This window comes from Bacillus sp. SJS (genome assembly GCF_000732485.2).
In the GTDB taxonomy this organism is placed as follows: Bacteria; Bacillota; Bacilli; order Bacillales; family Bacillaceae; genus Metabacillus_B; species Metabacillus_B sediminis.
On sequence record NZ_JAQV02000003.1, the window covers coordinates 121,881 to 148,810 of the forward strand.

31 protein-coding genes and 2 riboswitches are annotated in these 26,930 nt (G+C 43.1%); of the genes, 9 read left to right on the top strand and 22 right to left on the bottom strand.

The genetic code is table 11. The features are described 5' to 3' along the window. Positions 1 to 2: 2 nt before the first annotated feature. The 5 genes from spoIIIAD to AS29_RS01750 form a co-directional block, all read right to left on the bottom strand. Entirely contained in the window at positions 3 to 455 is a 453-nt protein-coding gene (gene spoIIIAD, locus AS29_RS01730) for a stage III sporulation protein AD (protein WP_082883690.1), read from the bottom strand. Beyond that, a complete protein-coding gene (gene spoIIIAC, locus AS29_RS01735; protein WP_035404031.1) occupies positions 409 to 615 on the bottom strand; it encodes a stage III sporulation protein AC in 207 nt (68 codons plus the stop codon). The genes spoIIIAD and spoIIIAC overlap by 47 nt, the downstream gene beginning before the upstream one ends. A 25-nt stretch (positions 616 to 640) precedes the next feature. Beyond that, complete coding sequence (gene spoIIIAB, locus AS29_RS01740; RefSeq protein ID WP_035404029.1) at positions 641 to 1,156, bottom strand: stage III sporulation protein SpoIIIAB; 516 nt, start codon at positions 1,154 to 1,156, stop codon at positions 641 to 643. Continuing rightward, entirely contained in the window at positions 1,144 to 2,064 is a 921-nt protein-coding gene (gene spoIIIAA, locus AS29_RS01745) for a stage III sporulation protein AA (protein WP_051860474.1), read from the bottom strand. The genes spoIIIAB and spoIIIAA overlap by 13 nt, the downstream gene beginning before the upstream one ends. 68 nt (positions 2,065 to 2,132) lie before the next feature. After that, positions 2,133 to 2,414: a YqhV family protein gene (locus tag AS29_RS01750; protein WP_035404027.1), complete on the bottom strand. Its 282-nt coding sequence runs from the start codon at positions 2,412 to 2,414 to the stop codon at positions 2,133 to 2,135. Between the two features lie 169 nt (positions 2,415 to 2,583). Between AS29_RS01750 and AS29_RS01755 the strand changes: the two genes are divergently transcribed. Beyond that, positions 2,584 to 2,820 carry a hypothetical protein gene (locus AS29_RS01755; RefSeq protein WP_035404026.1) on the top strand — a complete coding sequence of 79 codons (237 nt, stop codon included), beginning with the start codon at positions 2,584 to 2,586 and terminating at the stop codon, positions 2,818 to 2,820. A gap of 123 nt (positions 2,821 to 2,943) precedes the next feature. Here AS29_RS01755 and AS29_RS01760 read toward each other — a convergent pair whose 3' ends face one another. From AS29_RS01760 to AS29_RS01780, 5 genes are all read right to left on the bottom strand, one after another. Further along, positions 2,944 to 4,521 (bottom strand): UDP-N-acetylmuramoyl-L-alanyl-D-glutamate--2,6-diaminopimelate ligase, encoded by a 1,578-nt coding sequence (locus tag AS29_RS01760; RefSeq protein WP_066098932.1) that lies wholly within the window; start codon positions 4,519 to 4,521, stop codon positions 2,944 to 2,946. A gap of 348 nt (positions 4,522 to 4,869) precedes the next feature. Further along, positions 4,870 to 5,427 (bottom strand): elongation factor P, encoded by a 558-nt coding sequence (gene efp / locus AS29_RS01765; RefSeq protein WP_035404024.1) that lies wholly within the window; start codon positions 5,425 to 5,427, stop codon positions 4,870 to 4,872. A gap of 76 nt (positions 5,428 to 5,503) precedes the next feature. Beyond that, a complete protein-coding gene (locus AS29_RS01770; protein ID WP_035404022.1) occupies positions 5,504 to 6,568 on the bottom strand; it encodes a M24 family metallopeptidase in 1,065 nt (354 codons plus the stop codon). Continuing rightward, entirely contained in the window at positions 6,565 to 7,005 is a 441-nt protein-coding gene (gene aroQ / locus AS29_RS01775) for a type II 3-dehydroquinate dehydratase (protein WP_035404020.1), read from the bottom strand. The genes AS29_RS01770 and aroQ overlap by 4 nt, the downstream gene beginning before the upstream one ends. 100 nt (positions 7,006 to 7,105) lie before the next feature. After that, positions 7,106 to 7,630 (bottom strand): YqhR family membrane protein, encoded by a 525-nt coding sequence (locus AS29_RS01780; RefSeq protein WP_035404018.1) that lies wholly within the window; start codon positions 7,628 to 7,630, stop codon positions 7,106 to 7,108. A 239-nt stretch (positions 7,631 to 7,869) separates the two neighbouring features. Here AS29_RS01780 and AS29_RS01785 point away from each other — a divergent pair, with 239 nt between their 5' ends. Further along, on the top strand, positions 7,870 to 8,811 hold the full coding sequence (locus tag AS29_RS01785) for a DUF1385 domain-containing protein (RefSeq protein ID WP_035404016.1): 942 nt from the start codon (positions 7,870 to 7,872) through the stop codon (positions 8,809 to 8,811). Positions 8,812 to 8,843: 32 nt separating this feature from the next. Next, a complete protein-coding gene (locus AS29_RS01790; RefSeq protein ID WP_035404014.1) occupies positions 8,844 to 9,218 on the top strand; it encodes an SA1362 family protein in 375 nt (124 codons plus the stop codon). Here the strand turns inward: AS29_RS01790 and AS29_RS01795 are convergent. The 4 genes from AS29_RS01795 to AS29_RS01810 all read right to left on the bottom strand — a co-directional run bounded on the left by AS29_RS01795 (position 9,215) and on the right by AS29_RS01810 (position 14,891). Further along, entirely contained in the window at positions 9,215 to 10,096 is an 882-nt protein-coding gene (locus tag AS29_RS01795; RefSeq protein ID WP_035404012.1) for a patatin-like phospholipase family protein, read from the bottom strand. The two genes, AS29_RS01790 and AS29_RS01795, sit on opposite strands and share 4 nt — an antisense overlap. A gap of 202 nt (positions 10,097 to 10,298) precedes the next feature. Further along, positions 10,299 to 10,727 carry a transcriptional regulator MntR gene (gene mntR, locus AS29_RS01800; protein WP_035404010.1) on the bottom strand — a complete coding sequence of 143 codons (429 nt, stop codon included), beginning with the start codon at positions 10,725 to 10,727 and terminating at the stop codon, positions 10,299 to 10,301. 375 nt (positions 10,728 to 11,102) lie between these two features. Next, complete coding sequence (locus AS29_RS01805; RefSeq protein WP_035404008.1) at positions 11,103 to 13,661, bottom strand: vitamin B12-dependent ribonucleotide reductase; 2,559 nt, start codon at positions 13,659 to 13,661, stop codon at positions 11,103 to 11,105. A 393-nt stretch (positions 13,662 to 14,054) separates the two neighbouring features. Further along, positions 14,055 to 14,891, bottom strand: coding sequence for a lipoate--protein ligase family protein (locus AS29_RS01810; RefSeq protein WP_035404005.1), 837 nt, complete (start codon positions 14,889 to 14,891; stop codon positions 14,055 to 14,057). A 193-nt stretch (positions 14,892 to 15,084) separates the two neighbouring features. Here AS29_RS01810 and AS29_RS01815 point away from each other — a divergent pair, with 193 nt between their 5' ends. Together AS29_RS01815 and AS29_RS01820 are read left to right on the top strand one after the other, a co-directional pair. After that, positions 15,085 to 15,453, top strand: a complete 369-nt coding sequence (locus AS29_RS01815; protein WP_035404249.1) for a rhodanese-like domain-containing protein — start codon at positions 15,085 to 15,087, stop codon at positions 15,451 to 15,453. Positions 15,454 to 15,556: 103 nt separating this feature from the next. Then, positions 15,557 to 16,003, top strand: a complete 447-nt coding sequence (locus AS29_RS01820) for a DUF4385 domain-containing protein (protein WP_035404003.1) — start codon at positions 15,557 to 15,559, stop codon at positions 16,001 to 16,003. A 20-nt stretch (positions 16,004 to 16,023) separates the two neighbouring features. On the opposite strand, the gene gcvPB is transcribed toward AS29_RS01820, so the two are convergent. Genes gcvPB through gcvT form a run of 3 tightly spaced genes read right to left on the bottom strand, consistent with a single transcriptional unit; the run spans position 16,024 to position 19,960 of the window. Beyond that, positions 16,024 to 17,499: an aminomethyl-transferring glycine dehydrogenase subunit GcvPB gene (gene gcvPB, locus AS29_RS01825; RefSeq protein ID WP_035404001.1), complete on the bottom strand. Its 1,476-nt coding sequence runs from the start codon at positions 17,497 to 17,499 to the stop codon at positions 16,024 to 16,026. Continuing rightward, positions 17,492 to 18,838, bottom strand: a complete 1,347-nt coding sequence (gcvPA, locus tag AS29_RS01830; RefSeq protein WP_035404247.1) for an aminomethyl-transferring glycine dehydrogenase subunit GcvPA — start codon at positions 18,836 to 18,838, stop codon at positions 17,492 to 17,494. Before gcvPA ends, gcvPB begins: the two co-directional genes overlap by 8 nt. An 18-nt stretch (positions 18,839 to 18,856) precedes the next feature. Beyond that, positions 18,857 to 19,960 carry a glycine cleavage system aminomethyltransferase GcvT gene (gcvT, locus tag AS29_RS01835; RefSeq protein WP_035403999.1) on the bottom strand — a complete coding sequence of 368 codons (1,104 nt, stop codon included), beginning with the start codon at positions 19,958 to 19,960 and terminating at the stop codon, positions 18,857 to 18,859. 152 nt (positions 19,961 to 20,112) lie between these two features. After that, a riboswitch (glycine riboswitch) is annotated at positions 20,113 to 20,212 on the bottom strand. Between the two features lie 299 nt (positions 20,213 to 20,511). Here gcvT and AS29_RS01840 point away from each other — a divergent pair. From AS29_RS01840 to AS29_RS01850, 4 genes are all read left to right on the top strand, one after another. After that, positions 20,512 to 22,215 (top strand): DEAD/DEAH box helicase, encoded by a 1,704-nt coding sequence (locus AS29_RS01840; protein ID WP_442854511.1) that lies wholly within the window; start codon positions 20,512 to 20,514, stop codon positions 22,213 to 22,215. An 11-nt stretch (positions 22,216 to 22,226) separates the two neighbouring features. Next, positions 22,227 to 23,021, top strand: a complete 795-nt coding sequence (locus AS29_RS01845) for a YqhG family protein (protein ID WP_035403997.1) — start codon at positions 22,227 to 22,229, stop codon at positions 23,019 to 23,021. 154 nt (positions 23,022 to 23,175) lie between these two features. Continuing rightward, positions 23,176 to 23,269: riboswitch (cyclic di-GMP riboswitch) on the top strand. A gap of 29 nt (positions 23,270 to 23,298) precedes the next feature. Continuing rightward, complete coding sequence (locus tag AS29_RS20885; RefSeq protein ID WP_082883691.1) at positions 23,299 to 23,433, top strand: anti-repressor SinI family protein; 135 nt, start codon at positions 23,299 to 23,301, stop codon at positions 23,431 to 23,433. Positions 23,434 to 23,524: 91 nt separating this feature from the next. Further along, the gene (locus tag AS29_RS01850; RefSeq protein WP_035403995.1) at positions 23,525 to 23,860 is read left to right on the top strand and encodes a helix-turn-helix domain-containing protein; all 336 of its coding nucleotides are present in this window, start codon (positions 23,525 to 23,527) and stop codon (positions 23,858 to 23,860) included. Between the two features lie 4 nt (positions 23,861 to 23,864). On the opposite strand, the gene sipW is transcribed toward AS29_RS01850, so the two are convergent. The 5 genes from sipW to AS29_RS01880 form a co-directional block, all read right to left on the bottom strand. Further along, positions 23,865 to 24,428 (bottom strand): signal peptidase I SipW, encoded by a 564-nt coding sequence (sipW, locus tag AS29_RS01855; RefSeq protein WP_035403993.1) that lies wholly within the window; start codon positions 24,426 to 24,428, stop codon positions 23,865 to 23,867. Next, positions 24,425 to 25,114 (bottom strand): hypothetical protein, encoded by a 690-nt coding sequence (locus AS29_RS21520; RefSeq protein WP_035403992.1) that lies wholly within the window; start codon positions 25,112 to 25,114, stop codon positions 24,425 to 24,427. Before AS29_RS21520 ends, sipW begins: the two co-directional genes overlap by 4 nt. A 182-nt stretch (positions 25,115 to 25,296) precedes the next feature. Further along, the gene (locus AS29_RS01865) at positions 25,297 to 25,893 is read right to left on the bottom strand and encodes a CalY family protein (protein WP_035403990.1); all 597 of its coding nucleotides are present in this window, start codon (positions 25,891 to 25,893) and stop codon (positions 25,297 to 25,299) included. A gap of 418 nt (positions 25,894 to 26,311) precedes the next feature. Next, positions 26,312 to 26,515: a hypothetical protein gene (locus tag AS29_RS01875; RefSeq protein WP_035403985.1), complete on the bottom strand. Its 204-nt coding sequence runs from the start codon at positions 26,513 to 26,515 to the stop codon at positions 26,312 to 26,314. Positions 26,516 to 26,526: 11 nt separating this feature from the next. Continuing rightward, positions 26,527 to 26,826, bottom strand: a complete 300-nt coding sequence (locus AS29_RS01880; protein ID WP_035403983.1) for a DUF5658 family protein — start codon at positions 26,824 to 26,826, stop codon at positions 26,527 to 26,529. Between the last annotated feature and the right edge of the window lie 104 nt (positions 26,827 to 26,930).

A 26,930-nucleotide genomic window follows, 5' to 3' on the forward strand; every position in this document is an offset into this window, starting at 1 on the left:
CTCTAAAATTCAGGAATCATTTTGATGACCGTTTCGATAATGACGGTTAAAATTGGTATCGCCATTGTCAGGATCAAGATTTTCCCGCCTAGCTCGATCTTGGAAGCAATGGCTCCCTGTCCTGCGTCTTTTGTCAGCTGGGCGCCGAACTCGGCAATATAAGCAATCCCGATTATTTTCATGATCGTTTCTACATAAATAAGGTTCACATTGGCGTTTACGGCAATTTTTTCAATCATCCGAATGATTTCATATATTTGATCCACTAAATAAAGAAAGATGACACAGCCGGTAAAGACAACAAGAAGGAAGGCAAAGTTCGGTTTTTGTTCTTTGATCACCAGAGCCAGAAACGTAGCTACAAGACCAAGACCAACGATTTGAATAATTTGGATCGTGTTCCCCTCCCTACCCTTGAAACAGGAAAACCGCTTTGATCTTTTTGAATAGGTCATCTACAATCGATGCAACCATGAATAAAATATAGATAAAACCAAGCAGTGTGACCCATTGCGCGTATTCTTTCTTGCCCATTTGATCAAGGATCGTGTGAAGAAAAGCCACAACAATGCCGATTCCGGCAATCTGAAAGATGATATTAATATCGACGCCCATTTTTTAAAGCTCCTTCCTTTTGCTGCTACAGCAGTACAATGACAACAAGCAGTCCGCACAGAAACCCTATACTCTTTATCATCCGCTCGTAGCGCTGCTGCCTGTCAGCCGCCTCTGTTTCTTCCCGTTCAAGGTGGACCATTGCAAGCTTTATATGCTTCTGCTGCGAGATGAGATCATGGCGGCCCAGCGTCTCCCCAAATTGCTTCATTACTTCCAGTTCACCCTTTTGAAGGCTGCTGGATGCAGCGAGCTGCTCCAGGCTTTCCGACCATGCTGATTTTGTACTTTTGCCTCCGCTTGAAAGAATGTGCGAGAATTGAGTGAAAAACTCTGACAGCGGTCTGTTAAGCTGTCCGCTCAAGTCATCAGCAGCTGCCTTTAAAGGCTTTTGGCTGTAGACAATTTCTGCTTCAAGCGATTGTAATGCAACCTTTATTTCCCGCAGCAGTCTGGTTCTTTTTCCTAACCTGCCAGCAATTTCAAAGCCGATCCAAGTGGAAGCAAAAAGAATCATGGCGGCGCCAATCAGCTTGACCATATAAGTTCCTCCCCCGATATGGAAGCAAATTGCGAGTTTAGGATTTCCATGGTCCGATTGCCATCTTTTCGGCTTAGCTCTACGATCCTCTCAAAGACACCGTTATCAAAAAGAGGCTGAATGGATGGTCTCTTCGAGGCATCCCCGGCCCCAAAACCGTGGACACTGACCATAACCTGAACTCCTGCGTGGACCGCTTCCATGATGGCACTGCAATCCTCCGCTGAACCGATTTCATCTGCAATCAGCACATCAGGACTCAGTGAGCGAATCATCATCATCATTCCTTCAGCCTTTGGACACGAATCGAGTACGTCCAGCCGGTTCCCAAAGGTATGCTGTGGGATTCCATTAACGGAACCTGCTATTTCAGACCGCTCATCAACGATCCCAACCTTCATGCTCTCTTTTTCCGAATCACCAGTGCTTACCGTGCGGGCTATATCTCTCAGTAGAGTCGTCTTTCCCGTTTGGGGAGGTCCGATAATCAGGGTATTCAGCCATCTCCCCTCGTAAAGGTATGGAATCAGCGGCTGGGCAGCCCCGATTTTCTGCTTGGCTACCCTTATATTAAAAGACGTGATGTCCCTAATCATTTTTACACGGCCTCCCGTTGTAATAACCTTGCCTGCCAGTCCGATCCGGTGTCCTCCGGAAATGGTGATGTAGCCCCTGCGCAGCTCCTCTTCCAGCGTGTAAATCGAGAATTCACTCATTTCGTTCATGAGCACTTGTCCATCATCAAGAGTAGCCGTATACGGCAAAAAGAGATGCCTGCCGTTCAATATAACTTCTATAGGCCTGAATAAACGAATCCGGATTTCCTCCAGCTGATCACGATCGCTTTCATTTAAACGTACCAAATGGCTTCTGATTGATTCAGGAAGGACCCGCATAATCTCATCCAAAGACGTTTCCTCCTTATACCTGCTTGATATAGAAAATGTATGCAGGCTTGACCGCTTTATGCCACCCCTCACTTATAAATTCCAGCTAATATAAAAACGACTCCGAGACCGATGAAAATCATTTTCCCATAAGAAATCTCTCCAGCAATTTGAAAGATACCGATTGCCATCGTTCCAATAAAAATAGCCGGCCCGACAATAGCCAAAACGGAGTTAATCGCAATCGCCTTACGGACGTCATTTACAAGGAGCATACAAATTGCTGCAGTCAATTCAATACTTGCTGATAAAAAGCGGAGTCCTGCCATAGCAAGCACGGTTTGATCAAGCCCATTCCACCAATTCTTCATCCTTCCACCTCGGGTCCTTTTTGTACAGCCTATGCGCCTTGTCCATGAAATAGAAAGAAAAGCGTTTTTTTCTCAACTGATTCGAGTCATGATATAATGGAAATATAGGGAAATTTATTTTGGTAAAAGTTTTGCAGTCCGGTACTGCGGAATGAAGGAGGGGATGAAGATGGAAGGATTTTCTCAAGCTTATTTCATACTTCAATGGATTCTCGCTGCAGGCATTTTTCTGGTTATCCCAGTTATCATCATCATCAAGGCCTTGAAAAAGAAGAAGTACCCCAGAAGCAATTTCTACACCCCGTTTGACAACATCATTGAAGGCAAGAGTTCGAGTGAGAAATTGGCTGTTGATCAGCTGCAGGAAGATGAAAGGCACCGTAACCGGTATGGAGAAATAGATTGACCGGTAAAAAAAATGTAAGCTATGTGCCTTGATTCTTTTTACATGCAAGAGAATTTAAACGGAGCGTTTCGTTAGCACTCCAATAGAAAAACCCGGTTCATTTGAACCGGGTTTTTACAGGGCTTATCCATTTTTTCTGCCGGCAAGAGGAAGCAGTTCCGCTCTTGTAAGAAGAATTTTTTTTGCAGAAACGCGTCGTGTGACCGTTCCCCTTTTCTTTGATTTATAAAAAGTTTCAATAATTTTCTCATCAGAGTGCGGAATCGCTTCACCTTTGACCATTTGTGCCCCGTTAATACAGCCGCTGGTGAGTAGTATGATATCGTTAGAATGCCCCAGGCTAAGTGCCTTAATGACACCTTGTTTTCTGGTCAAGGTCGGATGGATTTCAGCTGCGCGGGGTTTACGGAATCCACTCATCACCTGCTCGACAATCACTCGCGGATCATGGTCTCCAGGATGATCGACTGTTACGACAATCTCATCCGCCTTGTTCTCAATGACCTGTGCCATTTTTGGCATTTTTGCAAAGTCTCTAATGCCGATTCCAGCAATCATGACAATCAGCCGATTGTGCGGCAGCTTCTTTACTTCCTCTAAAAGACGAGTCAAAGCAACAGGCGTATGTGCGTAATCCAATATGATCTTTTGACTGTCAGGACCTTTTATAATCTGAAAACGCCCTTCAGGACTTTCCAGATGGCGAAGTACTTTAACGATCTCCTCTATCCCGAACCCAAATAATAGAGCCGCTCCTATTGCTGAAAGAACGTTCGAAATGTTGTATTCCCCATATACCGGAACATCAATACTGAAAGTAGAACCCGCGTATAACAAAGTGAATTTCGAACCGGATTCACTGAACTCAATATTAACCGCCCTTAGATCCGCATGGTTATTTGAAGACAGGCTGTAAGTGATTCGCGGACCGGTGAAAGTACTTGCCAGCCTCTCTCCCATTCCTTCATCATCAACATTAATAACGGCCTGTTTAGCTTGCTTAAACAGTCTCAACTTGCACTCCATATAGTGAGCAAAAGTTTTATGGTATTCCAGGTGCTCTTCAGAAAGGTTCGTATGGATGGCTACATCAAACTTAATATCATCTACACGGTTCTGATCCAGGGCAATGGACGATACCTCCATCGCCACAGCTTCATCTCCGAGAGATACTAAATCCTGAAACATACTTTGCAGATCTATAGATTCCGGAGTTGTTGGAGTACTTTTCTTGTAGGACAATTTTTCCTTAGAAGACCAAATACCTGTGGTGCCAATGGATCCCGATGGCATCCCAAGCAGCGTTAACAATGACCTAACATAAGCTGCAACCGTCGTTTTACCATTCGTTCCAGTTATTCCAACGGTTTTTATTTTTTCATCAGCAGAGCTGTAATACGTTCTTGCAAACTTCGCCATCGTTTCTCTTACATTATCAACCAATATAAAAGTACATAGGGGATGCTTCACGCTTAAGTCCTGAAGAAGAGGCAAGCTGGAGCCAAATACGGCAACTGCGCCTTGTGATAACGCATCTTCAATATATTGATGACCATCATGAGTGTACCCCTTCATACTAAAAAAAAGAGAAAAATCTTTTACAAGCCGTGAATCATAAGCAAGATGAAGGATTTGCTGGGCTGGAGGACCTAATATCTTTTTTATTGGCAATTCGTTAAGCTGGTTAAATTTAATTAGCATGATTGACCTCACAGGTGTTTAGTATAATTGCTTGTGCTGCAGTTTTATTTTTTGTATGAATATCACATTGTATTCAATTAGAAATTAGACTAATTCTTATTAGGTCAGGGTTTTTTATACCCTGTGAATAAGTAAACCTATACAAATACCCTCATACTAACTACCCGTTTAATTGCAAATTAAAACCTGCACCTGCACTAATAAATGCGATATTTTTAACATCTCATTCAGGCTCGAAGAATAGATCGAACATTCCATAATAATCCCTGTGAATGACAAAAGGCATCCAGATAGACTTCCGAATGCCTTTATTCTAAAAGCTAAAACCCGCCGTAGGCGGGTTTCCTATTACGCTCTTGAAACGTAAGAAGATTCTGTTGTGTTGATGATTAATACATCCCCTTCATTAATGAAGAAAGGAACGTTTACGGTAAGTCCAGTTTCAAGAGTAGCTGGTTTTGTTCCGCCTGAAGCCGTATCACCTTTGATTCCCGGCTCCGTTTCAGTTACCTTCAATTCAACCGTGTTTGGAAGCTCCACTCCAAGGGTTTCGGTCTGGAACATCATAATTTGCACTTCCATATTTTCTTTCAGGAATTTCAGCTCATACTCAATTGCGTTTGCTGGAAGCTCGATTTGCTCGTAAGATTCATTATCCATGAATACATGCATATCATCGCTTGCATACAAATATTGCATTCTGCGCGTCTCAATCTGTGCTTTCGCTACTTTTTCACCTGCGCGGAACGTTTTTTCCTGAATGGCACCAGTCCGAAGGTTGCGAAGCTTTGAACGAACGAATGCTGCTCCTTTACCCGGCTTCACGTGCTGGAAATCAATTACGCGCCAAATTCCATTGTCCACCTCTATTGTTAAACCTGTACGAAAATCATTTACTGAAATCATGAATGTGTTCCTCCTAGCAATCTTTTGCCCCGTTGTTGAAAACAGGGCTTATGTAAAAAAGCGAATGCGCCTTTTTTTAAAGGATAATCAATTCTTTTGGAGACGATGTTAGTGACTCGTTGCCGTTTTCCGTAACAACCGTGTCATCTTCAATTCTTACTCCGCCAAGTCCGGCGATATAAATACCAGGTTCTACCGTTACCACCATTCCGGACTCCAAAACCGTTTCAGATCGTGAGGATAATGCAGGTCCTTCATGCACTTCCAAGCCTAAGCCGTGACCTGTTGAATGACCGAAATACTCTCCGTACCCTTTTTCTGTAATGTAATCACGTGTTAAGGCGTCTGCTTCCTTGCCTGTCATGCCCGCTTTAATTCCGTTCATGGCTTTAAGCTGAGATTCCAGCACGACCGAATAAATTTCCTTCAGCTTATCAGAAGGCTCGCCGACTGCAAACGTTCTCGTAATATCCGAGCAGTACCCTTTATAGTAAGCACCGAAATCAAGCGTTACAAAATCGCCTGTTTCAATTTCTTTTTCGCTTGCTGTTCCGTGCGGGAGAGCAGAGCGAAAGCCGGATGCAACAATAATATCAAATGAAGATGAAGCAGCTCCATTTTTACGCATGAAAAACTCCAGTTCGTTGGAAACATCAATTTCTTTCAAACCTGGGCGAACGAAGTGCAGAATGTGAGAATAGGCGGCATCCGCAATCTCGGCCGCTTCCTTTAATATCTTAATCTCTGCCGGAGACTTAATCAAGCGTAACTTTTCCACGGCACCTGAAACCGGAACAAGAGAGATTCCGTTCATTGCTTTTTGGTACTGCTGATATGCAGCGAACGTAATATGGTCCTGCTCGAAGCCAAGCTTCGTAATGCCCATCTTTTTTGCCTGTTCAGCTGCTTCTTCAATGATTGAGCCTGTATGCTGAATAATCTCGTAGCCTTGTGCCTGCTTTCCTGCCTGTTCAACATAACGGAAATCTGTGATGAATACCGCCTTTGATTCCGAAACAATCGCTAGTCCCGCAGAGCCGGTGAAGCCTGTCATATAACGGCGGTTGTATTCGCTTGTAATAAGCAGACCATCAATTTCAGAACTCTTAAATGAATTTCTTAATTTTTCAAGCATGTTCATTTTCCCCCTGTTTGATTCATTAACGCCTGAAGCGCCAGTCTATATCCATAGAATCCAAGCCCGGCGATTTGGCCAAGTGCTGCAGGAGCAATAACCGAATGGTGCCGGAATTCTTCTCTGGCATAAACATTTGATATATGTACTTCCATAACCGGAACCGATACTCCTGCAACCGCATCCCGAATTGCATAGCTGTAATGGGTGAAAGCCCCGGGATTCATAACGATTCCATCGTACTGTTCATCCGCTTCATGAATGGCATCAATTAAATCTCCCTCATGGTTGGACTGAAAGCACGTTACCTCGATTCCTGCGTCTTCCGCGAATTGAAGAAGCTCTCTTTCAAGATCTGTTAAAGTCTTACTGCCGTATACAGCCGGCTCGCGTTTCCCAAGCCGGTTTAAATTGGGGCCATTGAGGATTAAATACCGCTGCATATCTCTCTCTCCCGTCCTGAAAAACTGAAATGAAAAGCCAGGAATCACCCAAGCTTCATTCAGCAAAAGCTTCTATGAGTGCTTGTTTATTTTACCATAGTCAGCTATTTTCCTCTAATGATTTAGAAGGTTTGGATTTCGTCTCCTTCATTACTTCACTATAGTCATATGATATGGAATACCCAACGAACGTTCCATATAGGATATAAATACATAATGTAGTTACAACCGTATTTGAATCCAAATCTGTAATCGGTTTTAGGACAGGAAACAGAGGAGTCAATAATACAAAGACGAACCCCCATAGTGCGATACCGAATCCAATTCCAGCCCAAATCGTATGAATTCTTCTTAAAATAGCGTAATAAACAAAGGCAACTCCGATTGAAATAACACTGATTAAGCATATACTTACAATATTTCCTGCTGTTCCATCTTTCCATGCTCCTGCCGATACCGGCTGCAAAATCATATTGGGACTTATTTCGGAAAGCTTAAAGTACGAAGCAATAAAAGCCATCACAGACCAGATCAGGCCACCAGCAAAGCCGCATGCAGCTACTCTTCCAAGAATTGAAGCGGCTGTCGGCCCCTTTTTAACCGTTCCAGAATTTTGATTGTCCATTTACCATCACCTCACTTCTCAGTATGCCCCTACTTTTCCCTGTCAATGTCAGTGCGCTTCTCATGTGTAAGAAAAAAATGGATGGGTATACTAATCCTACAACCTGTAAGGGTAAATAAATGTCAAAACAATGAAACATCAGCCTAGAGGTTTACCTGAATTTTAGGTAAAATAGAATAATAACACTTTTGACAGAAATTCTTAGCAGAAGTGACCAAGTTGAGATAGGTTGGTGTTTCATGTCTACAGAGAAAAAACCCGCGTATGGCGGGCAGGCAGTGGTTGAAGGAGTTATGTTCGGAGGAAAGCATCATTACGTAACGGCAATTCGGAGAAAAGATGATTCAATTGAATTTTTTCATTTGCCGAGAAAAGGGAATCCTATTCTTGCAAAACTGAAAAAAATCCCTTTTTTAAGAGGCATTATTGCTATATTGGAAGCAAGTGCAAATGGTACCAAGCATTTGAATTTTTCTACTGACCGATTTGATGTAGACCCTGGAGACGACAGCAAAGTGGCCTCCGAAAGAAAAGAATCAAAACTGACTATGATTCTTGGCGTAGCCGCTGCAGGTATTCTGTCGTTTTTGTTTGGGAAATTCATCTTCACCTTAATACCTGTTTTTCTGGCTGAGTCCACCCGCTTTATCTTTAAAAGTGATTTTTCACAAATCATGGTGGAGGGTGCTTTTAAACTCATTCTGCTGCTTGCCTACATTTATTTTATATCGTTAACCCCTCTTATTAAACGGGTATTCCAATACCACGGGGCAGAACATAAAGTCATTAACTGCTATGAAAACGATATGCCTCTGACGGTAGAAAATGTACAAAAGCAATCCAGGCTCCATTACCGCTGCGGAAGCAGTTTTATCCTGTTTACAGTCATCGTAGGTGTTTTTGTTTATATGCTCGTTCCAACCGATCCTTTATGGTTACGTGTTGTAAATCGGGTAGCTTTAATACCAGTCGTACTTGGTATTTCTTTTGAGGTTTTGCAGCTTACAAATTCCCTCCGCAATGTACCAATCTTAAAAGCACTTGGTCTGCCCGGGTTATGGCTTCAGCTTTTAACCACGAAAGAACCTGATAACAAACAGGTGGAAGTAGCAATTGAGAGCTTTGAAGAGCTAATGAGGATGGAAAAGGAAACCCAAATGTCTAAGGAGCAAATTGTTTAACAATCTTGTCTAATTTAATGGGAGGTGGATTCATGAAACGCGGATCGAACTGGTTTTTTCTGGCTATTGCGGGTCTTGCAGGTTTCTATTTGATTACTACCATGATCACAAATCCTGCTGCTCTCCTGCAGCAGGCAGCAATCTTGGTCATTACCATTGCCATTATCTATCTTGTGTTCCGTTATTTTATGAAAAGGAAAATGGGGTCTGATTACTCGTCCTATTCAAAAGCGGTGAAGCAGTCGAAGCGTACCGCAAACGAAAAAACTTATTCCAGCTCCCCTTCCAAGACGGTCACTCCCATCAAAAAATACGTGAAAAGAAAACCTTTTAAGAAGAAAAGCTCCAGTCACTTGACAGTCATTGAAGGAAAAAAAGGAAAAAAGAAAAATAGGGCCCTTTTTTAATAGGCCCATGTCTGGAGAAAATGCTCCGTTTCACTTCTGCCTAGCTCAATTAGAGCTAGCTTTTTTTCTTCTGTTAAATTAAATTCTGTCGTCAAAATATGATCAACCGGTAAAAACACAATATTCCGTTCATGCTTGCTTGATATGTGGCGGGCGTCATGGGCGTCCTTCATCGTCTCAAATAAGGCCCCGTACAATTCAATGGCATTCGTAATTTTATTCTTGGGCCTTTCCTGTTCATTTGGTGTTAACCGGATGCCCAGTACCGGCCGTTTCGGAAATAGTTCCGCAGTAAAAAGCCAGATGGGAAAATTGCTAAGTACTCCTCCATCGACAATCACGCAGTTTCCCAAGCGGGATGTCAGCTTTACCGGTTCAAAAAAATAAGGCAGACTGCTGCTCATTCTTACTGCCCTCGCAACCGAAAAGTTTTCAGGAACAAGGCCGTATTCAGGTAAATCATCGGGTAAAACGACAATCTTTCCGTTTGTCAGGTCGGATGCGATCACTTTTAACGATCCTGTCGGCAAATCACCGAAAGTTGAGATTCCCTTCGCTTTCAGTTTTTCAGCAATCCAATTCTCCAATTTTTGGCCTTTGTATAACCCAAGGCGCCAATAAATCGAAATCCACTTTAAAAAACGGAGCGGAAAAAACGAGATCCGTTCATCCATAAAATCCTTTAAATTCGCTTCTTCCAGCAAGTCGATAATTTCATCACTTGTATACCCGGCTGCTATAAAGGCAGCAATAATCGATCCTGCGCTTGTTCCGGCTATACGGGCAAACCGCAGGCCCTTTTTCTCTATTGCCTGGTAGGCTCCAGCCATAGCCAGCCCCTTAATTCCTCCGCCTGAAAAAACACCGTCAATATACACAGGATTCCCCCTCTGTATGCTGTCTGTTAATCCTATTTCAACGTGCTGGTTTTTTAGAACTTAGGCATCCGGCTTGGGGTAAATCAGGAAACTTTTTAGTGAAGTGTTTAATAAGAGGGTTTAGAAAAGCAGGACAGTGTATGCAGAAGCCGATGCGTCCCAGGAAACAAATCCGGGGCGCTCATCTGCTGCTAATTGTCAATTAAGAGGGATCCTGTTCACTCCGTTTCTGTACGCTTTTAAGATCTTCGGAGCGTTTCGGATCTTCCTCAAAATACTGGACAAGGTCACCAATCCGATCGATGGCATTCCAGCTTAAATGGTGTTCAATACCTTCTACATCATCGTATATAATATCTTCATCCACACCAATGATTCTCATAAATTGTTCGAGAAGTTCATGCCGGTAAACGAGACGTTTGCCAATTTTTTTCCCTTTTGGTGTAAGAATCAAGCCTCTATACTTCTCATAAACTAAATATTCATCTTTATCCAGCTTCTGCACCATTTTTGTAACAGAGGAGGGATGTACGCCTAGTGCTTCTGCGATATCGGACACTCTGGCGTAGCCTTTTTCTTCTATCAGGTTGTAAATTTGTTCTATGTAATCTTCCATACTGGGCGTTGGCATAATTAAAAGTCCCTCCATTGCTTACCGATCATACTTCAAAAATAAATCATATCAAGTGTACACTTTTTTAGTTGCTGTGACAAGGAACGTTCCCGTCATATAAGGCTTTTGGCGGGGAAGGAGCAGGCCGAATGCAAAAAGAAAAAATGACTGATTCAGTAAGGACAAGCCATATGATTTCCGATTCTGATTCCTTTCTCCTCGTGGTACAGGCATTGTCCCCCGCTCCCTCAAAACCCGCTTTTCTTAGCAGCAATATTAAGCCGTCTCCAATCCTCATGGTGGCTGCACTAATATTTTAACATTAAAAAAGCTGCCAGGATTCAGGATCCCTGGCAGCCAGGAGCCGGATAAGTCATCCAGCTTCTAATGATATTATAATCCGCATTTTAACTGGGCACCGCAGCTTGTACATGTGTTGCAGCCGCCCAAATCTTCGACCGTACCTTCGCGGCATACCGGACAAGTGTTGCCTACTTCGTTTCCAATCGTTACATCGGTTGAACGCAGGGCGTTGATTGTATCAACAAGAACCACTTTGCCCTTTTCTTTTGGTGCTTCTTCCGTTTCGTCATCAAACGTATTCTCTTCAGCCTTTAAAGTCAGAACCTGAGAGTCCCGGCTTCCATCGACATAAACCGTTCCGCCCTTAGCACCGCCTTTATAAAGACGCTCATACACGCCTTCAACCTGCTCAACAGAATAGCCTTTAGGGGCATTTACTGTTTTAGAGATCGAGCTGTCAATCCAGCGCTGAATGACACACTGTGCATCAGCGTGGGCTTCAGGGGACAGTTCCATCGCTGAAATAAACCAGTGAGGAAGATTATTAGGATCTGCATCTGGGTTGCTGTCCAAATACTCCTGAACAATATCCGCTTTCACTTCTATAAATTTACCGAGTCTTCCGCTTCTAAAGTAAGAGAAGGAGAAGTAAGGTTCGAGGCCAGTTGATACACCGACCATGGTACCCGTTGAACCTGTAGGGGCCACTGTCAGCAAGTGAGAGTTGCGAATTCCGTACTTTTCAATCTCTTCCCGGATATCCTCAGGCATTTTCTTCATATAGCCTGTTTCCGTGAATTTTCTGCGCAGCTCCATCGTTTCTGCTTCTCTTGAACCTGTCAGGAATGGGAAGCTGCCTTTTTCTTTGGCAAGCTCTACAGAAGCACGGTAAGCCGTTGTTGCAATGGTTTCAAACACTTTATCAACAAGGGCATTTCCCTCTTCTGTTCCGTATTCCGTTTCACAGTAAATCAGCAGGTCATGAAGACCCATTACACCAAGTCCAACACGGCGTTCACCCAGTGCCTGCTTTTTATTCTCCTCAAGGAAATATGGAGTTGCATCGATAACGTTATCCTGCATGCGGACACCCGTTTCAACCGTCTGGCGAAGTTTTTCAAAGTTTACCGTTTTCGTTGTTTTGTCGGCCATTTCTGCCAGGTTTACAGCTGCAAGGTTACAGACTGAAAATGGCGCGAGAGGCTGTTCTCCGCACGGATTTGTTGCAACAACCTTTTGCCCATAGGCTTTAGCGTTTGTCATATCGTTGGCATTATCAATAAAGAAAATGCCAGGTTCCGCAGAGTATGTTGCACAAATATTCACCAGGTTCCAAAGCTCTTTTGCTTTAATTTTGCGATACGTACGGACTTTGTAGCCTTTTGCTTCCCACTCGCGTACGTCCCCTGACTTGTGCCACTCTTCATTGTAGGCTTTCATGTCTTCCTTGCTGTAGCTCTCAACATCAGGGAACCTTAAATCATATTCCTCATCCATTTCTACAGCCTTCATGAAATCGTTCGTCAGGCAAATGGAGATATTTGCCCCTGTTAGGAATTCAGAGTTGTGTACACTGTACGTTCCGCCGGTTTTCAGCTTCGATTCTGCATCTCTCATCACTTTGTCAGAAAAACCGCCGTTTCCAGGAATGGCTTTGTAATTTACAATGCCCTGATACATGTCCTGTTCCGCTTGTGTGAAAGGAGTGAATTTCAGTTTTTCCTGCGCTGCTCTTTTAATGGATTCATCGTTTGTATTTTCAATAAGATATCGAAGGATACGCGGATTTTGCATTTTGGATATAATGAATTCCACGATGTCCGGGTGCCAGTCGGAAAGCATAATCATTTGGGCACCGCGTCTTGATCCGCCCTGTTCCACAAGATGCGTAAGTTTTGCGATATCATCAAGCCAGGAAACCGATCCTGACGATTTACCATTTACTCCGCGTGCAAGCGTGTTGCGCGGCCGGAGGGTTGATCCGTTCGTTCCCACTCCGCCTCCGCGGCTCATGATTTCCATTACCTGTTTACGGTGCTCAGAAATTCCTTCACGCGAATCCTGAACGAAAGGCATGACATAGCAGTTAAAGTACGTAACGTCTGTTCCAGCTCCTGCTCCATATAAAACACGGCCTGCAGGCACGAAGTTTGTGGCGACAAGCTCCTGATAGAACTTTGCAAACCACTCCTGGCGTTTTTCTTCGGTTTTTTCCACAGAAGCAAGGCCAGTCGCATTTCGTTTCGCAATTTGTTCGTAAAAGACTTCCAAAGGCTTTTCAATGACATCTAAAGATCTAACGATTAATCCGCTTTCGATTTCCTCAGGCTTGTCCAGAGAATGACGGTATTCCTCATCTACTAAAACAGTAGCTGTTTTTGACGTCCAATCAAGCTCCGTTATGTAACCCAGTCCCCTAGCCGGAAACTTCGGATCCTCTTTTATGGTCAGAACAACGAAATCACCTTTGGATAACGTTACTTTTTCCGTATCCTTAAATGTATACCTGTCAAGCATGACAAGACGGGAAACGCCTTTATGTGTAAGGTGCATGTCATCTGTCACCGGATGCACCTGCGGGAACAAGGAAATATCCTTATTCAGCTTGTCTACATCCATTTTCATCTTCTCCTCTAACGAAACGGGCATGTTAACAACTCCTCTTCCAATAGTACTAAGTAAAAATATCATACATCAGGCCCTATAATCAACATATAGTGCATTCATTATTAAGAACAATACTATATATTGATTATAGCTTGGTTTTTCCCTTATTTGTCAAATCGAAAACTAAACAAAAACGAGAGAAAAACAGAGAAAATAAGAGATTCTGCTGCATCTGCTATTTAAATTAAACCAATTTGTGATTTGCAATAATTCCTATTAAACCAACTTCTGATAAATAAAGGAAATAATTGAATTATTTTCTTGCTGCAGTAAAAATAATTTACGACTACATCCATTATAGAACAAATGTTCTTCGTGATCATAGAGTAATTTCTGGCAAAAGGAAAAAGCGGCACAAATGCCGCCCTATCCTTGCTACCTTTTAAAGTTCCAGTCACTGCTTTCATATTTACTTTTTGCGAGATTTTCTACATACATTTGTTCATCCTGCGAAAGTTCATAAGCTTCCAGTTCAATATTCAATCCGGTCTCAAATCCTTTTTTAAATGCCTTACGCGCCTCTTCCATTGTGACAGGCGTTTCTCTTAAAGCATTCGCTGCAACAGCTTTACTGCTAAAATTTCTGCGCATCCGTTCTTTTACCCGCTCACTGGGATACTTGAATAAATCAAACAGCTTATCCTCATCCAAATCAAGCAGGATCGAGCCGTGCTGCAGGATGACACCCTTCTGGCGGGTTTGAGCACTCCCTGCAACTTTTCGCCCTTCAACTACGAGCTCATACCAGGATGGTGCATCAAAGCAAACAGAAGATCGCGGATTTTTAAGGCCTTCTTTTTCCTCATCTGTTCTTGGAATTGCAAAGTACGCATCAAGACCAAGATTCCGAAAGCCTTCTAATATTCCTTCAGAAATAACCCGGTAGGCTTCTGTAACCGTGCGGGGCATCTCCGGGTGCTCCTCCGTTACAATGACACTATATGTAAGCTCTTGGTCATGAAGTACGCCCCTGCCTCCGGTCGGTCTTCTGACAAACCCCAGACCGTGCCGTTTAACCGCATCAAAATCTATTTCTTTTTCAGCCTTTTGAAAATAGCCGATGGATAAGGTTGCAGGATTCCATCCATAGAAACGGATAACCGGTGGAATTTTCCCTTCGCTATGCCAATCCAGCAGCGCTTCATCCAATGCCATGTTGAAGGAAGGTGAACAATTTCCTGAATCAATAAATCGCCATTTTTCTTTTATCATATGCTTCCCTCTTTTAGCGTTTTAATCATTGCCTCAAAAGATACTTTATCAGTCTAACAAATCGCGGCAGACTTGAAAACAAATCTGACCTTATTTCAGTGACAATTAAGAGCCTGTCTTATATAATTAGAGGTATCGTTTAGAAGAGGTATTTTTTTATATTCACAGAAGGAGTCGAGATTCATTGGAATGGATTATTTTAATCGTGCTTTTAGCAGGAATCGTTGCCTACAGTCTTTACACTTATTTTTATCAGCGGAAAATTCTTAAATCACTTACTGAGGAAGAATTCCGGGCTGGCTATCGCAAAGCCCAGCTTATTGATATAAGAGAACCGAACGAATTTGATGGCGGCCACATCTGGGGTGCACGCAATATCCCCCTTTCACAAATGCGCCACCGGTACAAAGAGATTCGCCAGGATCAGCCTGTTTATCTATATTGCCAAAACACTACAAGAAGCGGCCGTGCAGCCCAGCAGCTCAAGAAAAAGGGCTACAGCGAGCTATACATGCTAAAAGGCGGTTTCCGTTCATGGACCGGCAAAGTGAAAAAGAAGTAATGAATGTCGCCCGCACTTACCTGCGGGCTCCTTTTTTTTAGAGCACTCTTCCGTTTCGCTTCCTTCCTATTGAGGGTAAACTACCCAAAAGGAGGGCGCTTCAATGTCTTTTAATTACGAGATGGATTTTAAGAATACCGATTTCAGGGAAGAGCCAGAGAAATACCGGGTTGGCCGAGGGGAGCAGGGGGTCTTGATGGTGGAACCATATAAAAGTGAAATACTCCCCCATTGGCGTTTTAAAACTCCCGATATTGCCAAAGAATCCTCTGAAAAAATTTATGAGCTTTTCCTTGAATATAAAAAGAAAAATGATTTTCCGGGCATGGATATGGCGCGTAAATTTTTACAAATGGGCTATACCCGGTCCAGAAGGTACGCAAATTATAAAGGCGGCCGGAAATACAAAAAGGATGGCGAAGTCAACGAACGGGAAATAGATGACCAGAAGGCTGAATCTGCCGCCATCTTCGAGAAAAAGTGGAAGCTTGTCAGAGCGGATGAAGAGTACTTGAAACTAAAAAAAGAGCATCAGGAGAATTATGGCTAATCTCCTGATGCTCTTTTAAATTAATTTGTTACAGGTTCTTTTTTCTCAAACTTTAAAACCGGTTTCCTGGCAGCAAGCGTTTCATCAAGTCGTTTAACAACGGTTGTATGAGGAGCTTCCTGTACGATTTCCGGATTCTCTTCCGCCTCTTTAGCGATTTGAATCATGGCATCGATAAACGCATCAAGCGTCTCCTTCGATTCTGTTTCGGTAGGCTCAATCATGATGCACTCCTCCACGTTAAGCGGGAAGTAAATGGTTGGCGGATGGTAGCCAAAGTCAAGAAGGCGCTTCGCAATATCCAGCGTGCGGACCCCAAGTTTCTTCTGGCGCTTCCCGGAGAGCACAAACTCATGCTTGCAATGCTTATCAAACGGCAGGTCAAAATGAGGCGCAAGTCTCCTCATCATGTAATTCGCGTTCAGCACAGCATATTCCGTTACAGCCTTCAGCCCATCCGGCCCCATTGTACGGATATACGTATAGGCACGAACATTGATGCCGAAGTTTCCATAAAACGGCTTCACTCTTCCAATTGAGTCAGGACGGTCATAATCAAAATGGAACGCTCCATTCTCTTTTACCAGCACCGGTTTTGGAAGGAAGCGGATTAAGTCTTTCTTCACGCCGACAGGACCTGATCCCGGACCGCCGCCGCCATGCGGACCCGTAAAGGTTTTATGAAGATTCAAATGGACGACATCAAAGCCCATATCTCCTGGTCTCGCTTTACTTAGAACGGCATTCAGGTTCGCTCCGTCGTAATAAAGCTTGCCTCCTGCTTCATGAACAATTTCAGCCATTTCCAAAATGTTTTCCTCAAACAAACCGAGCGTATTCGGATTTGTCAGCATGAGCGCTGCTGTGTCGCGTCCAACGACTCTTCTTAAATCCTCCAGGTCCACTAGGCCCGTTTCATCTGATTTCACTGTTACCGTCTCGAATCCGGCAACAGTGGCCGATGCAGGATTCGTACCGTGCGCTGAATCCGGTACCACTACTTTTGTCCTTTGCAAATCTCCATTTGCTTCATGGAATGCACGGATCATCATCAGCCCTGTCCATTCGCCATGAGCTCCCGCTGCCGGCTGAAGCGTCACTTCGTCCATCCCGGTTATTTCTCGTAAATGCTCCTGTAAATCATACAGCAGCTCCATAGCCCCCTGAACAGTCTCTTCTTCCTGCAGCGGATGAATATGAGCTAAGCCAGCGATCCGGGCTACATTCTCATTGATTTTCGGATTGTATTTCATTGTACAGGAACCGAGCGGATAAAAACCGGAATCCACTCCGTGGTTGCGCTTGGACAGGGCGGTATAGTGACGCATAATATCAAGCTCTGATACCTCCGGCAGTTCAGGCTCCGTTTCCCTTAAGTAGCCCTCCGGAATCAGTTCATCGAGCTTCATCTCAGGAATGTCCATTTCGGGCAGGCTATAGCCGGTTCTTCCAGGCTTCGTAAGTTCAAAAATAAGTGCTTGATCCTGATTATTCATGGCGATCCCCCAATTCCTTAACGAGCTGATCTATTTCTTCCTTTGTTCTTAATTCAGTCACAGCAACAAGCATATGATTCTTTAAACCCGGACTCGTTAAGCCTAAATCATAGCCTCCGATAATTCCGGATTCAATCAGCTTAGCGTTCGCTTCTTTCACAGGCTGATTCAGCTTAACCGCAAACTCATTAAAAATCGGCCCATTAAATGCGATATCCATTCCGGCTTCTTTGAAACGATTTTTTGCGTAATTCGCTTTTTGAAGATTTTGTACAGCCATTTCCCTGACACCTTTTTTACCGAGAGCCGTCATGGCAACAGATGCTGCAAGAGCATTCAATGCCTGATTGGAGCAAATATTGGACGTTGCCTTGTCACGGCGGATATGCTGCTCCCGCGCCTGAAGGGTTAAAACAAATCCCCGACGGCCGTCTTCATCCACGGTCTGGCCGACGAGCCTTCCAGGGACTTTTCTCATTAGTTTACTCGTTACGGCAAAGTATCCGCAGTGAGGACCGCCAAAAGCGGTTGGAATTCCAAACACTTGAGCGTCTCCAACTACAATATCTGCACCTAAAGATCCCGGCGGTGTCAGGATGCCAAGTGCCAGAGGATTGGAAGAGACAATCATCATACTCTTTCCTTGATGAGCAATCGGCTCAATCTCTTTCAGCGGTTCAATTTGCCCGAAAAAGTTCGGATATTGGACGATGACTGCTGCCACATCCTCACCCATTTCCTTTTCAAGCAAAGCAAGATCTGTCACTCCGTCTGATGCAGGAATTTCGATCACTTCAATGTATTGTCCTTTTGCATAAGTACGCAAAACATCCTTGGATTCAGGATTGACAGCTTCTGATACCAGAATTTTCTTTTTCTTTGTATGCCCTGCTGCAAGCATAGCTGCTTCTGCAAGTGCCGTTCCGCCATCATACATAGATGAATTGGCAACATCCATGCCGGTCAATTCGCAGATCATCGTTTGAAATTCGAAGATTGCCTGCAGCTCCCCTTGAGAAATTTCCGGCTGATACGGAGTATAGGCTGTATAGAACTCCGAACGGGAGATAACATGGTCTACGATAATCGGCATGTAATGATCGTAAACGCCCGCCCCGAGAAAAGAAGCGTTTTGGCGCAAATCTTTATTTTTCGCTGCAAGTCCGCTTAGCTCTCTTAAAAGCCCCGTTTCGGATTTGGCCGGTTTAATATCGTATTCACCTTTAAAACGAACCTGTTCAGGGATATCCTCAAACAGTTCATCAATTGATTGAACGCCAATTGCGCTGAGCATGTCTTTTTGATCATGATCTGTCATCGGCAAATAACGGTGCTTCATATCCATATCCCCTCTTCCTTATCCTTTTGGACGCTTATAAAATGGTGTTGGAACAACCTTTGCTTTTAATTGTTTGCCCCGAATTTCAACGAACACTTCCGTTTCTAGTCCGCTATAATCAGATTTTAAAAGTGCAAGACCGATATTCTTCTTCAAGGTTGGTGATTGTGTTCCTGTTGTTACTTCTCCAATGAGCTCTCCGTTTATATAAACCGGATAACCGTGTCTCGGAATTCCTTTATCAATCATTTCAAGACCAGCGAGTTTCCTGGGTGCTCCGGTCTCCTTTTGCTCTTTCAGAACATCCTTACCGATAAAAGCTTCCTCTTTATTCGGTTTTACTGCAAAACCGATACCTGCCTCAATCGGCGTAATATCCTTTGAAAGCTCCTGTCCGTATAAAGGAAGATTGGATTCGAAGCGCAGTGTATCCCTTGCTCCCAATCCGCATGGTACAGCACCGGACTCTTTTCCAGCTTCCAGGATTGCTGACCACAGCATCTCGGCATCGCTCGAAGTGCAATAAAGCTCAAAGCCATCTTCCCCGGTGTAGCCGGTTCTTGATACAAGCGCCTTCGCTCCTGCAATGGAAACTTCATCTTTGAATTTGAAAAATTTGATGCTGCTTAAGTCTTCTTCGGTCAGTGTTTGAAGAATTGCTTCTGCAAGGGGCCCTTGAAATGCAAGGAGTGCGGTTTCATCTGAAAGGTTGGTCAGTTCAACCTCTCCATCTGCATGCTGCGTCATCCACTCTAAATCCTTTTCAATATTGGATGCATTGATGACGACCATGTAGTCATCTTCCGCCTTTTTATAAATAAGCAAATCATCGACCGTGCCGCCATCCTCATAGCACATTGCCGAATATTGAGCACCACCGGCTTTTAAAACGGATACATCATTCGTCATCATTTTTTGAAGAAAAGGAAGACTGCCTTTCCCTTTGACTGAAACCTCTCCCATATGGGAAACGTCAAATAAACCTGCTTTGGAGCGAACGGCCTGATGTTCCTCTTTAATAGAAGAAAACTGAACAGGCAGCTCCCAGCCCCCGAAGTCGATCGTCTTTCCTCCATACTGTTTATACAGTTCAAATAGCGGTGTTCTTTTTAGCTGTGACAATGCTTTGCCTCCCCGGAATATGATGATACAAAAAAGGACAGACTCCTCCTGATTGAATCAGAAGGCTCTGTCCTTGGCACCTGAAAGTTTACCCTGTTCGGCAGGGCTTTCCCCTTTGGCGGTTTACTGTACGTAAACTCTCTCCAGAGCTGCGTCAAATAAGAGTCTTTTTGCCTGAGAGATTCACAAATGTTTGCTCCTTCGGCGCCGCACACAGTCTTAGTCTGCTGCGGTCTCTCCCCTTATCGTCATCCGCACATATTAATCCAAATAATGGTTAAACTAATAGTCAGCCTGTATTGGCTGCTCCAATGAACGGACATGGACATAGAAGCAGACATAGGATTAACAGAAAATGAAGCATTTTGTAAACTTTCTAACTACTTATCATCCTACCATCATCTTTAAAGGAGAGCAATCCTATTTTACCTGAATAATAATTGTTCAATCTCATTAATCATTCGCTTTTCAAGCATATACCTTATTTTTTCTTACATTTAATCCTTCTTTTAACCTAAAAGGTGAACATTAGAGAGAGTTGGTGAATTTAGTTGAAAAGGTTTACAAGTTTTAATGTCCCTATCCATTATGATGATCAGTGGCAGCAGGAAATCATTGAACTTATTGAAACAGACGGCCCCTGGGCAAACTGGGAGCTATTTAAGCTATCCTGTGAAATACAGAACCATACTGCCGTACCTGATTTTGAAGGACTGCAGGCACCTAAATATCTGCCTGATTTTCAGCCCCTCCCCCATCAGCTTGAAGTTGCCAAAACAGTCGTTGAGAAAATGAACGGCAAAGCGATCCTTGCTGATGAAGTGGGACTTGGAAAAACAATTGAAGCAGGTCTGATTCTCAAAGAATATATGATTCGCGGACTGGTGAAAAAGGTGCTGATTCTCGTACCCGCTTCTTTAGTGTCGCAATGGGCGAGAGAATTGAATCAAAAATTTTACATACCTGCTGTTGAGCAAAAGAAAAGCTATGTATGGGAGCAATGCGATGTCGTCGTTTCTTCTATTGATACAGCTAAACGGAATCCGCACAGAGACATTGTATTGAATCAGCTTTATGATCTCGTCATTATTGACGAAGCTCACAAACTGAAAAACAGCAAAACCAAAAATTATGATTTTGTCCTGAATTTAAAAAAAAAATATTGTCTGCTCCTTACAGCCACACCGATTCAAAACCGGATTGAAGAGATTTTCAATCTTGTTTCCCTCCTAAAGCCAGGCCACCTTGGGAACGAAGCTTATTTTACAGAGGTCTTTTCTGCTAAAAACCGCTCTGTGGAATACCATGAACACTTAAGAGAGCTGATCAATAAAGTTATGCTCCGCAACAGGCGCGGCGACACTGGAATCGACTGGCCAAAACGGATTGTGGAAACAATCCCGATTGTGTTTTCGGAAACCGAACAGCACCTTTATGACGAAATAACCCGAGTTAAAACAGCCATTCCCGGCGGAGTCAATACTTTTTCAATCATGACGCTGCAAAGAGAAGCATGCAGCAGCAGGGAGTCTGTATACATGACCCTGAAGAAAATGCTTGACCGACAGGAAGAACATGGCACCCCCATTCCTCAGCCAGTCATCCATCAGCTCTTGACTGCAGTAGATCATGTAACCAGGAACAGCAAAGCTGAAAAGGTACTGGAGCTGATTAAAAAAATTGATGACAAAGTGATCATTTTCACTGAGTACCGGGCTACGCAAATGTATTTGCAATGGTACTTAAAGCAGCATGGCATCTCCTCTGTACCTTTTCGCGGCGGTTTCAAGCGCGGAAAAAAAGATTGGATGAAGGATTTGTTTAAAGGCAACATCCAGGTGCTCATCGCGACAGAAGCAGGCGGCGAAGGAATTAATCTGCAATTCTGCAATCAGATTATTAATTATGATCTTCCCTGGAATCCAATGAGACTGGAACAAAGAATCGGCCGGATTCACAGGCTGGGCCAGGAGCGGGATGTTCATATTTACAACATGTCAACGAGAAATACGGTAGAGGAGCACATCTTAAAGCTCCTATATGAAAAAATCAATCTGTTTGAAAAAGTGATTGGGCAGCTTGATGAAATTTTAACGAGGATGGAAATTACGAACTTTGAAGAACATCTTCAGGATATCCTTTTCCATTCTGCATCTGATGGCGAAATGAAAATTAAAATGGAAAATCTTACTTCGATTCTTGATTTCGCACAGAATGATACAGAAGAAAAAAAAGCGGCCGGAGATATTATTTAGGAGGGTGACGAATGAATCAACAAGAAATCCATACATTATTGGAAAGATTCTTTATAGCCAACCAATGCGAGATTACCGGAAAAACCGCCGGGGCGCTTGCCATACAGCTGACGATTGAAATGGACAAGGAGCTTATGAATCGTCCGTTTTACTGGCATTACCTCGAAAAAACAGGCGGAGATCCAAATCCGATGAAGCTTACTCTACTAACAGATAAAAATGAAGAAACAGACGAAGAGAAAACGGAATTTGTTCATTTAGGCTCTCCCAGATTGCATCAGATTTTCCAGTCTGCCCGCAAGCTCGGGTCTTTTGCCCGCATGTATGAAAGACCCAATTCAAACTCGGGACAGCAGCCGCTCCATCCTTGGCTTTGCATGAATATGACCGTCTCTTACCAATGTGATATGAAAAAGGATTTCGTTTATTCCATTGGCCTCCATTTAATAAGCGGAACGATGGTTGAAAACTTTCAGGACCGTCTGAATCAGCTTCCCTTAACACCAAAGATCCCTGATTTTTGCTTCACTCTTTCCCCGCTGATTCTTCCAAAAAGCGGGATGCTGAGAATCCGCCAGCATATTGAAACTAAAATAGCAGAGGATGACCACTCATGGGCGGATGAAGCAAGACAGAGATGGAATGCTGATTTAATGCTTCTTCAGCACTTTTATGAAGATATGGAAGAAAAGCCGGAGGTTTATGAGCTGGAGAAAGAAGCGTTAAAAGAGCTATACGAGCCGAATATCCATATTTCTGTTAATAACGGGGGTATTTTTTACCTAAATCAGCGCACAATTTTTTAATTATATCGGCTGAAAAATCAAAAAATTTAATATTTTTTTCCATTTCGACACAATTCAGCACCATTTTTTATTTTTCCATTCTATAATCATGGTACAAAGGTTTCACTGGTGAATAGAGACTATAGAATCACCTTTAACAGGGAAAAGCTTTTTGGTCAGACAAAGGCAAACCTGCTGAAAAGCAGGGACGCAAAGTCACGGGTCTAAGGTTGCCGTATTGAGGCAATGATGATCGCCGGACTGCCTGAAATACATACGTATTTTAGGAGGAAATGGGATGGAGAATGTAATGGTGAAAGAAGAAATGGATTTAGAATGGAAGGAGCTGATCCTGACAGCTCTCGAAATGGGAATCAGCAAAGAAGACATTCGGCATTTCCTTCAGTCTAAGCAGAATGAAAGCAGCAATTGACCTAATTGTCGAAAAAATTTTGTCGATTCTGTTCGATTTACCGAAATATTCCCTTCGTTATATGCTATAATATCCGAGGGAAGGTGATGTCATGATTGGTGAACGCATACGCAAATATCGCAAAGAAAAAAATCTCTCTTTATCTGAACTAGCAGACCGGGCAGGCGTAGCAAAATCCTACCTAAGTTCAATCGAACGGAATCTTCAATCAAATCCATCGGTTCAATTTTTGGAAAAGGTTTCATCTGTGCTTGGCATTTCCGTTAATACGCTTTTGAATGGCAATACTGAGGATGCTTATGCAAATCAGCTCGATCAGGACTGGACATCACTTGTAAAAGAAGCTATGCAGTCAGGTGTCACCAAAGATCAATTTAGGGAATTTTTGGAATTTAATAAATGGCGGATGGATCAGCCAAAAAAATAAACGGTCAGGACTCATGTCCCGGCCGTTTATTTTTTTGAATATGATTCTCTTCTATACTAAGTATGGCTTGCCAGATTGTCGAAATGGAATAAATGATCATGATCAGACCGGGTATGATTGCCATTAGCGCACCGCCCTCTTTTGTTCGCGCAAAATGGCTAATGTACCCAGCATAGGGCACCGTAAATCCTGAATATTGGGCGACTACATTATCCGATTGAACCGGTGCAGAATCCTCATACTTGTTGTTATCACCTTTAGTGCGATATACAGCTTGACCCCCGCTCATCGTTTTTTGTGTGATTCTATGTGTCGCCAAATCATATTCATCCATCCAAAATGTAATGACATCACCCTTTTTAAATCTCGTCATATCCCCGCCCGTTTTTACAGCGATCACTGAGCCGGTTTGAATGCCCGGCTCCATCGAACCTGATAGGACCGTTTTTAATTGATAGCCGAAAACCTCTGGCTCTCCACCGGATGCCTTCGATGAAAAAACGGCTAAAGCAAGTCCAATTAAAATGAAAAAGAGTAAAATTGTAAACCCCCGGCTTATCAGCTTCACTCGGAATCCCCCTTATCAGCTGCCAGTTCTTCAGGGGTTCTTCCCGGCTCAGGATCCTCCTCAGGTATTCCAGCACTACTTGACTTATCATCTTCAACCTGGTCGATCATTTCAGAATCTTTTGCAGGATTCTTTCCCTCTTCTTCCATGTTTTTTGAGTTTGTCTCTTTTTTCTCTGCTCTCTTTTTATTCTCTTTTTTCGGAGGAGGAGGGCATTCTGCCACGGTTATAATGGAACTTGCAGTCCGAACCGTCTCGTTTTCATTTCCTTCATAACCCGGCCGCTGATCCACTTCCGCATAATAGATGCCGGGTTCATCCGTTTGAATAGAAAGATGCCCTGTATGATTCTCCCCGATTTGACCAAGAGTCCCTTCTGCCAGTACCTTATCATCTTTATAGATGCGATAGCCTGTGGGTCCAATCATACCGAATCCGCTATTACGAATGGAAAAAGGCAGATTCACTGAACTGCATGCAGTAAAAGGCTTTTCAATATCCGCTTGCTCAAAACCCAGTCTGCTCCCATCCCACCATGAGCCCATTTGAATCCCAATTTCCTGATCCGCTTTTTTGTTAAAATAAGCTTGAACGGGTGATGACGAAGTAGCTGAAACAATCAGAATGGTCAAAGAAATTACCGTTGTCTGAAAGATGCGTCCTCTCTTACTTCTGCTGCTCCCCATTCTTTATCCCCCGTCCGTTATGTAGAATCTGATCTTCATAAGTCATGAACCTTTAACGTCTTCATCCTGAAAAAAACTTCAATTAAAAAGGTAAAGGCGGAGGCAGAACAGCTGAAATCTGCTGTTCTGCCTCCGTCCTGATACCTTGTTTTATGTAAAACTTCTATGATGAAAGCGGGAAATTATAGCTCCTGACCGTCGCCTTGACGTCCGTCAAATGTCCATTTAAGCTGGAGAGAATCTCCTTGGAATTGGTTTTGATCTTCGCCATTATCAACAAATTCAAATTGAACAAACAGATCATCCGTTGTACCAGCTTTTAGTCCCTTTTTCTTTTCAAAAAGCGGGGTAAAGACATTGCTTGCAACTGCGTTTGGATCCATATCCTTCAGCTCAGCAAGTGTCGTGCTGTAAATAACATCGTTAAGCTTGTCCGCATTATAAAGAAAGTTCACTTTGATATGGCTTCCTAAATCCTCAGTATTTGAAGGCTCGCCCTCTTTGTTCGTTATCGTGTATTCAGTCGTCAGCAATACTTTTTTAATATCCACTGTCCCGTCATTTTGAAGCTTAAACGTGCGGTTCATCCAATCACCAGGCTTCATATCCTTCACATTCACAATCTCAGTCGGAACCGCGTTTAAATCAAGCGTTCCTGCTGCAAAAGAGCTTGCCGCTTCTGCTTTATCATTGAAATATGCATACGTACCCCCGCCGACCAATGATAATCCAAGTGCCGCAGATGCAATACCCAATCCTAATTTTGTCTTGATCCCCATTTTACATTCCTCCTGATTTTTCTGTGTGTATGTGAACTCTTTATGAATAAAGAGGCTCAACCATTCTGTTTTGCATCATTATAATTTTAAATATTCCGACAAATTTAAATCCAGGAAGGACTTTTTCCATAGGTAACAGATTATGTACAAATTGTTATAAACTTCTTCCTGCCTGCCTCCTTTAGTTTAGCAGTCGCCTAAATTCGGCAAAAGGTTCTTTGTACCAATATATCGACCCATCCCTTTGTACGATTTTTCCAGAAAAAGCATCTGGATCCACATAAGAAGTCCTTGCAAACCGGGCTTTTCCCAAATCTCCTCCTTTTCACCCTGCACCTTTCTATCCGGGACATTAGACACTTCTTGCAGCCTGAGCCAAAATATACAAAAAAACCTCGAGCAAGCTCCAGGTTGGCTGTTAGGCATATAAAGAAATGATAGGCTTAGGATCGTACCCTTTTTCACTGTACTTCGATTTTATTGGTGTAATTTTCATCTGTGCATGTTCGAAAAGAGAACGCTGAAAGGTTAAATCATTGGAGCATACCGGACAAATCCATTCCCCGCCATTATAGCTGCTATATGAAGACTTTGCGCAGCGCGGACATACTTTTTTAAACATCATCATCTCTCCTAATTTGTTGCATGAAAAATCCAAGTCGAATGAAGCACCATCACAAACGTATATAAAATGCAGGCAGAAAATGTAACGCCCTTTAAAATTTTCGTTGTTTTAAGCGGAATTAAAAACACCATACAAAGAAGAAGCACAGAGAACATCAGCTTCACACCCATAAACGCTACCGGCGTCCACTCATACAGGCTTTTCATAATCGGGTTTGCTTCCCTTATAAAACCGAGTTCAAGACCGGCTAATGTAACAAACAAATCAATTGCATTGACAATCGCCAGGTAAATGAATGCAGTTTTCATTGGAAACCGCTCCTTTGGCATACAGGCCATTATTTATGCTATGAATGAAATAGCAGATTATGCACCCTTCGGTTCTTCCAGCCTGGAAAACACCCGCCAAATAG

Bases quoted from the DNA above. Each gene is read 5' to 3' on its own strand.
- AS29_RS01750 (WP_035404027.1), bottom strand. From the start codon at position 2,414: ATGAAGAATTGGTGGAATGGGCTTGATCAAACCGTGCTTGCTATGGCA.
- mntR (WP_035404010.1), bottom strand. From the start codon at position 10,727: ATGCCAACGCCCAGTATGGAAGATTACATAGAACAAATTTACAACCTG.
- AS29_RS01845 (WP_035403997.1), top strand. From the start codon at position 22,227: ATGAATCAACAAGAAATCCATACATTATTGGAAAGATTCTTTATAGCC.
- AS29_RS01790 (WP_035404014.1), top strand. From the start codon at position 8,844: ATGAAACGCGGATCGAACTGGTTTTTTCTGGCTATTGCGGGTCTTGCA.
- AS29_RS01780 (WP_035404018.1), bottom strand. From the start codon at position 7,630: ATGGACAATCAAAATTCTGGAACGGTTAAAAAGGGGCCGACAGCCGCT.
- AS29_RS01865 (WP_035403990.1), bottom strand. From the start codon at position 25,893: ATGGGGATCAAGACAAAATTAGGATTGGGTATTGCATCTGCGGCACTT.
- AS29_RS01820 (WP_035404003.1), top strand. From the start codon at position 15,557: ATGTCTTTTAATTACGAGATGGATTTTAAGAATACCGATTTCAGGGAA.
- AS29_RS21520 (WP_035403992.1), bottom strand. From the start codon at position 25,114: ATGGGGAGCAGCAGAAGTAAGAGAGGACGCATCTTTCAGACAACGGTA.
- AS29_RS01880 (WP_035403983.1), bottom strand. From the start codon at position 26,826: ATGAAAACTGCATTCATTTACCTGGCGATTGTCAATGCAATTGATTTG.
- aroQ (WP_035404020.1), bottom strand. From the start codon at position 7,005: ATGCAGCGGTATTTAATCCTCAATGGCCCCAATTTAAACCGGCTTGGG.
- AS29_RS01785 (WP_035404016.1), top strand. From the start codon at position 7,870: ATGTCTACAGAGAAAAAACCCGCGTATGGCGGGCAGGCAGTGGTTGAA.
- AS29_RS01875 (WP_035403985.1), bottom strand. From the start codon at position 26,515: ATGTTTAAAAAAGTATGTCCGCGCTGCGCAAAGTCTTCATATAGCAGC.
- spoIIIAC (WP_035404031.1), bottom strand. From the start codon at position 615: ATGGGCGTCGATATTAATATCATCTTTCAGATTGCCGGAATCGGCATT.
- AS29_RS01805 (WP_035404008.1), bottom strand. From the start codon at position 13,661: ATGCCCGTTTCGTTAGAGGAGAAGATGAAAATGGATGTAGACAAGCTG.
- AS29_RS01760 (WP_066098932.1), bottom strand. From the start codon at position 4,521: ATGCTAATTAAATTTAACCAGCTTAACGAATTGCCAATAAAAAAGATA.
- AS29_RS01755 (WP_035404026.1), top strand. From the start codon at position 2,584: ATGGAAGGATTTTCTCAAGCTTATTTCATACTTCAATGGATTCTCGCT.
- AS29_RS01810 (WP_035404005.1), bottom strand. From the start codon at position 14,891: ATGATAAAAGAAAAATGGCGATTTATTGATTCAGGAAATTGTTCACCT.
- spoIIIAD (WP_082883690.1), bottom strand. From the start codon at position 455: ATGACCTATTCAAAAAGATCAAAGCGGTTTTCCTGTTTCAAGGGTAGG.
- gcvPA (WP_035404247.1), bottom strand. From the start codon at position 18,838: ATGAAGCACCGTTATTTGCCGATGACAGATCATGATCAAAAAGACATG.
- efp (WP_035404024.1), bottom strand. From the start codon at position 5,427: ATGATTTCAGTAAATGATTTTCGTACAGGTTTAACAATAGAGGTGGAC.
- AS29_RS20885 (WP_082883691.1), top strand. From the start codon at position 23,299: ATGGAGAATGTAATGGTGAAAGAAGAAATGGATTTAGAATGGAAGGAG.
- AS29_RS01850 (WP_035403995.1), top strand. From the start codon at position 23,525: ATGATTGGTGAACGCATACGCAAATATCGCAAAGAAAAAAATCTCTCT.
- AS29_RS01770 (WP_035404022.1), bottom strand. From the start codon at position 6,568: ATGAACATGCTTGAAAAATTAAGAAATTCATTTAAGAGTTCTGAAATT.
- gcvPB (WP_035404001.1), bottom strand. From the start codon at position 17,499: ATGAATAATCAGGATCAAGCACTTATTTTTGAACTTACGAAGCCTGGA.
- spoIIIAB (WP_035404029.1), bottom strand. From the start codon at position 1,156: ATGGTCAAGCTGATTGGCGCCGCCATGATTCTTTTTGCTTCCACTTGG.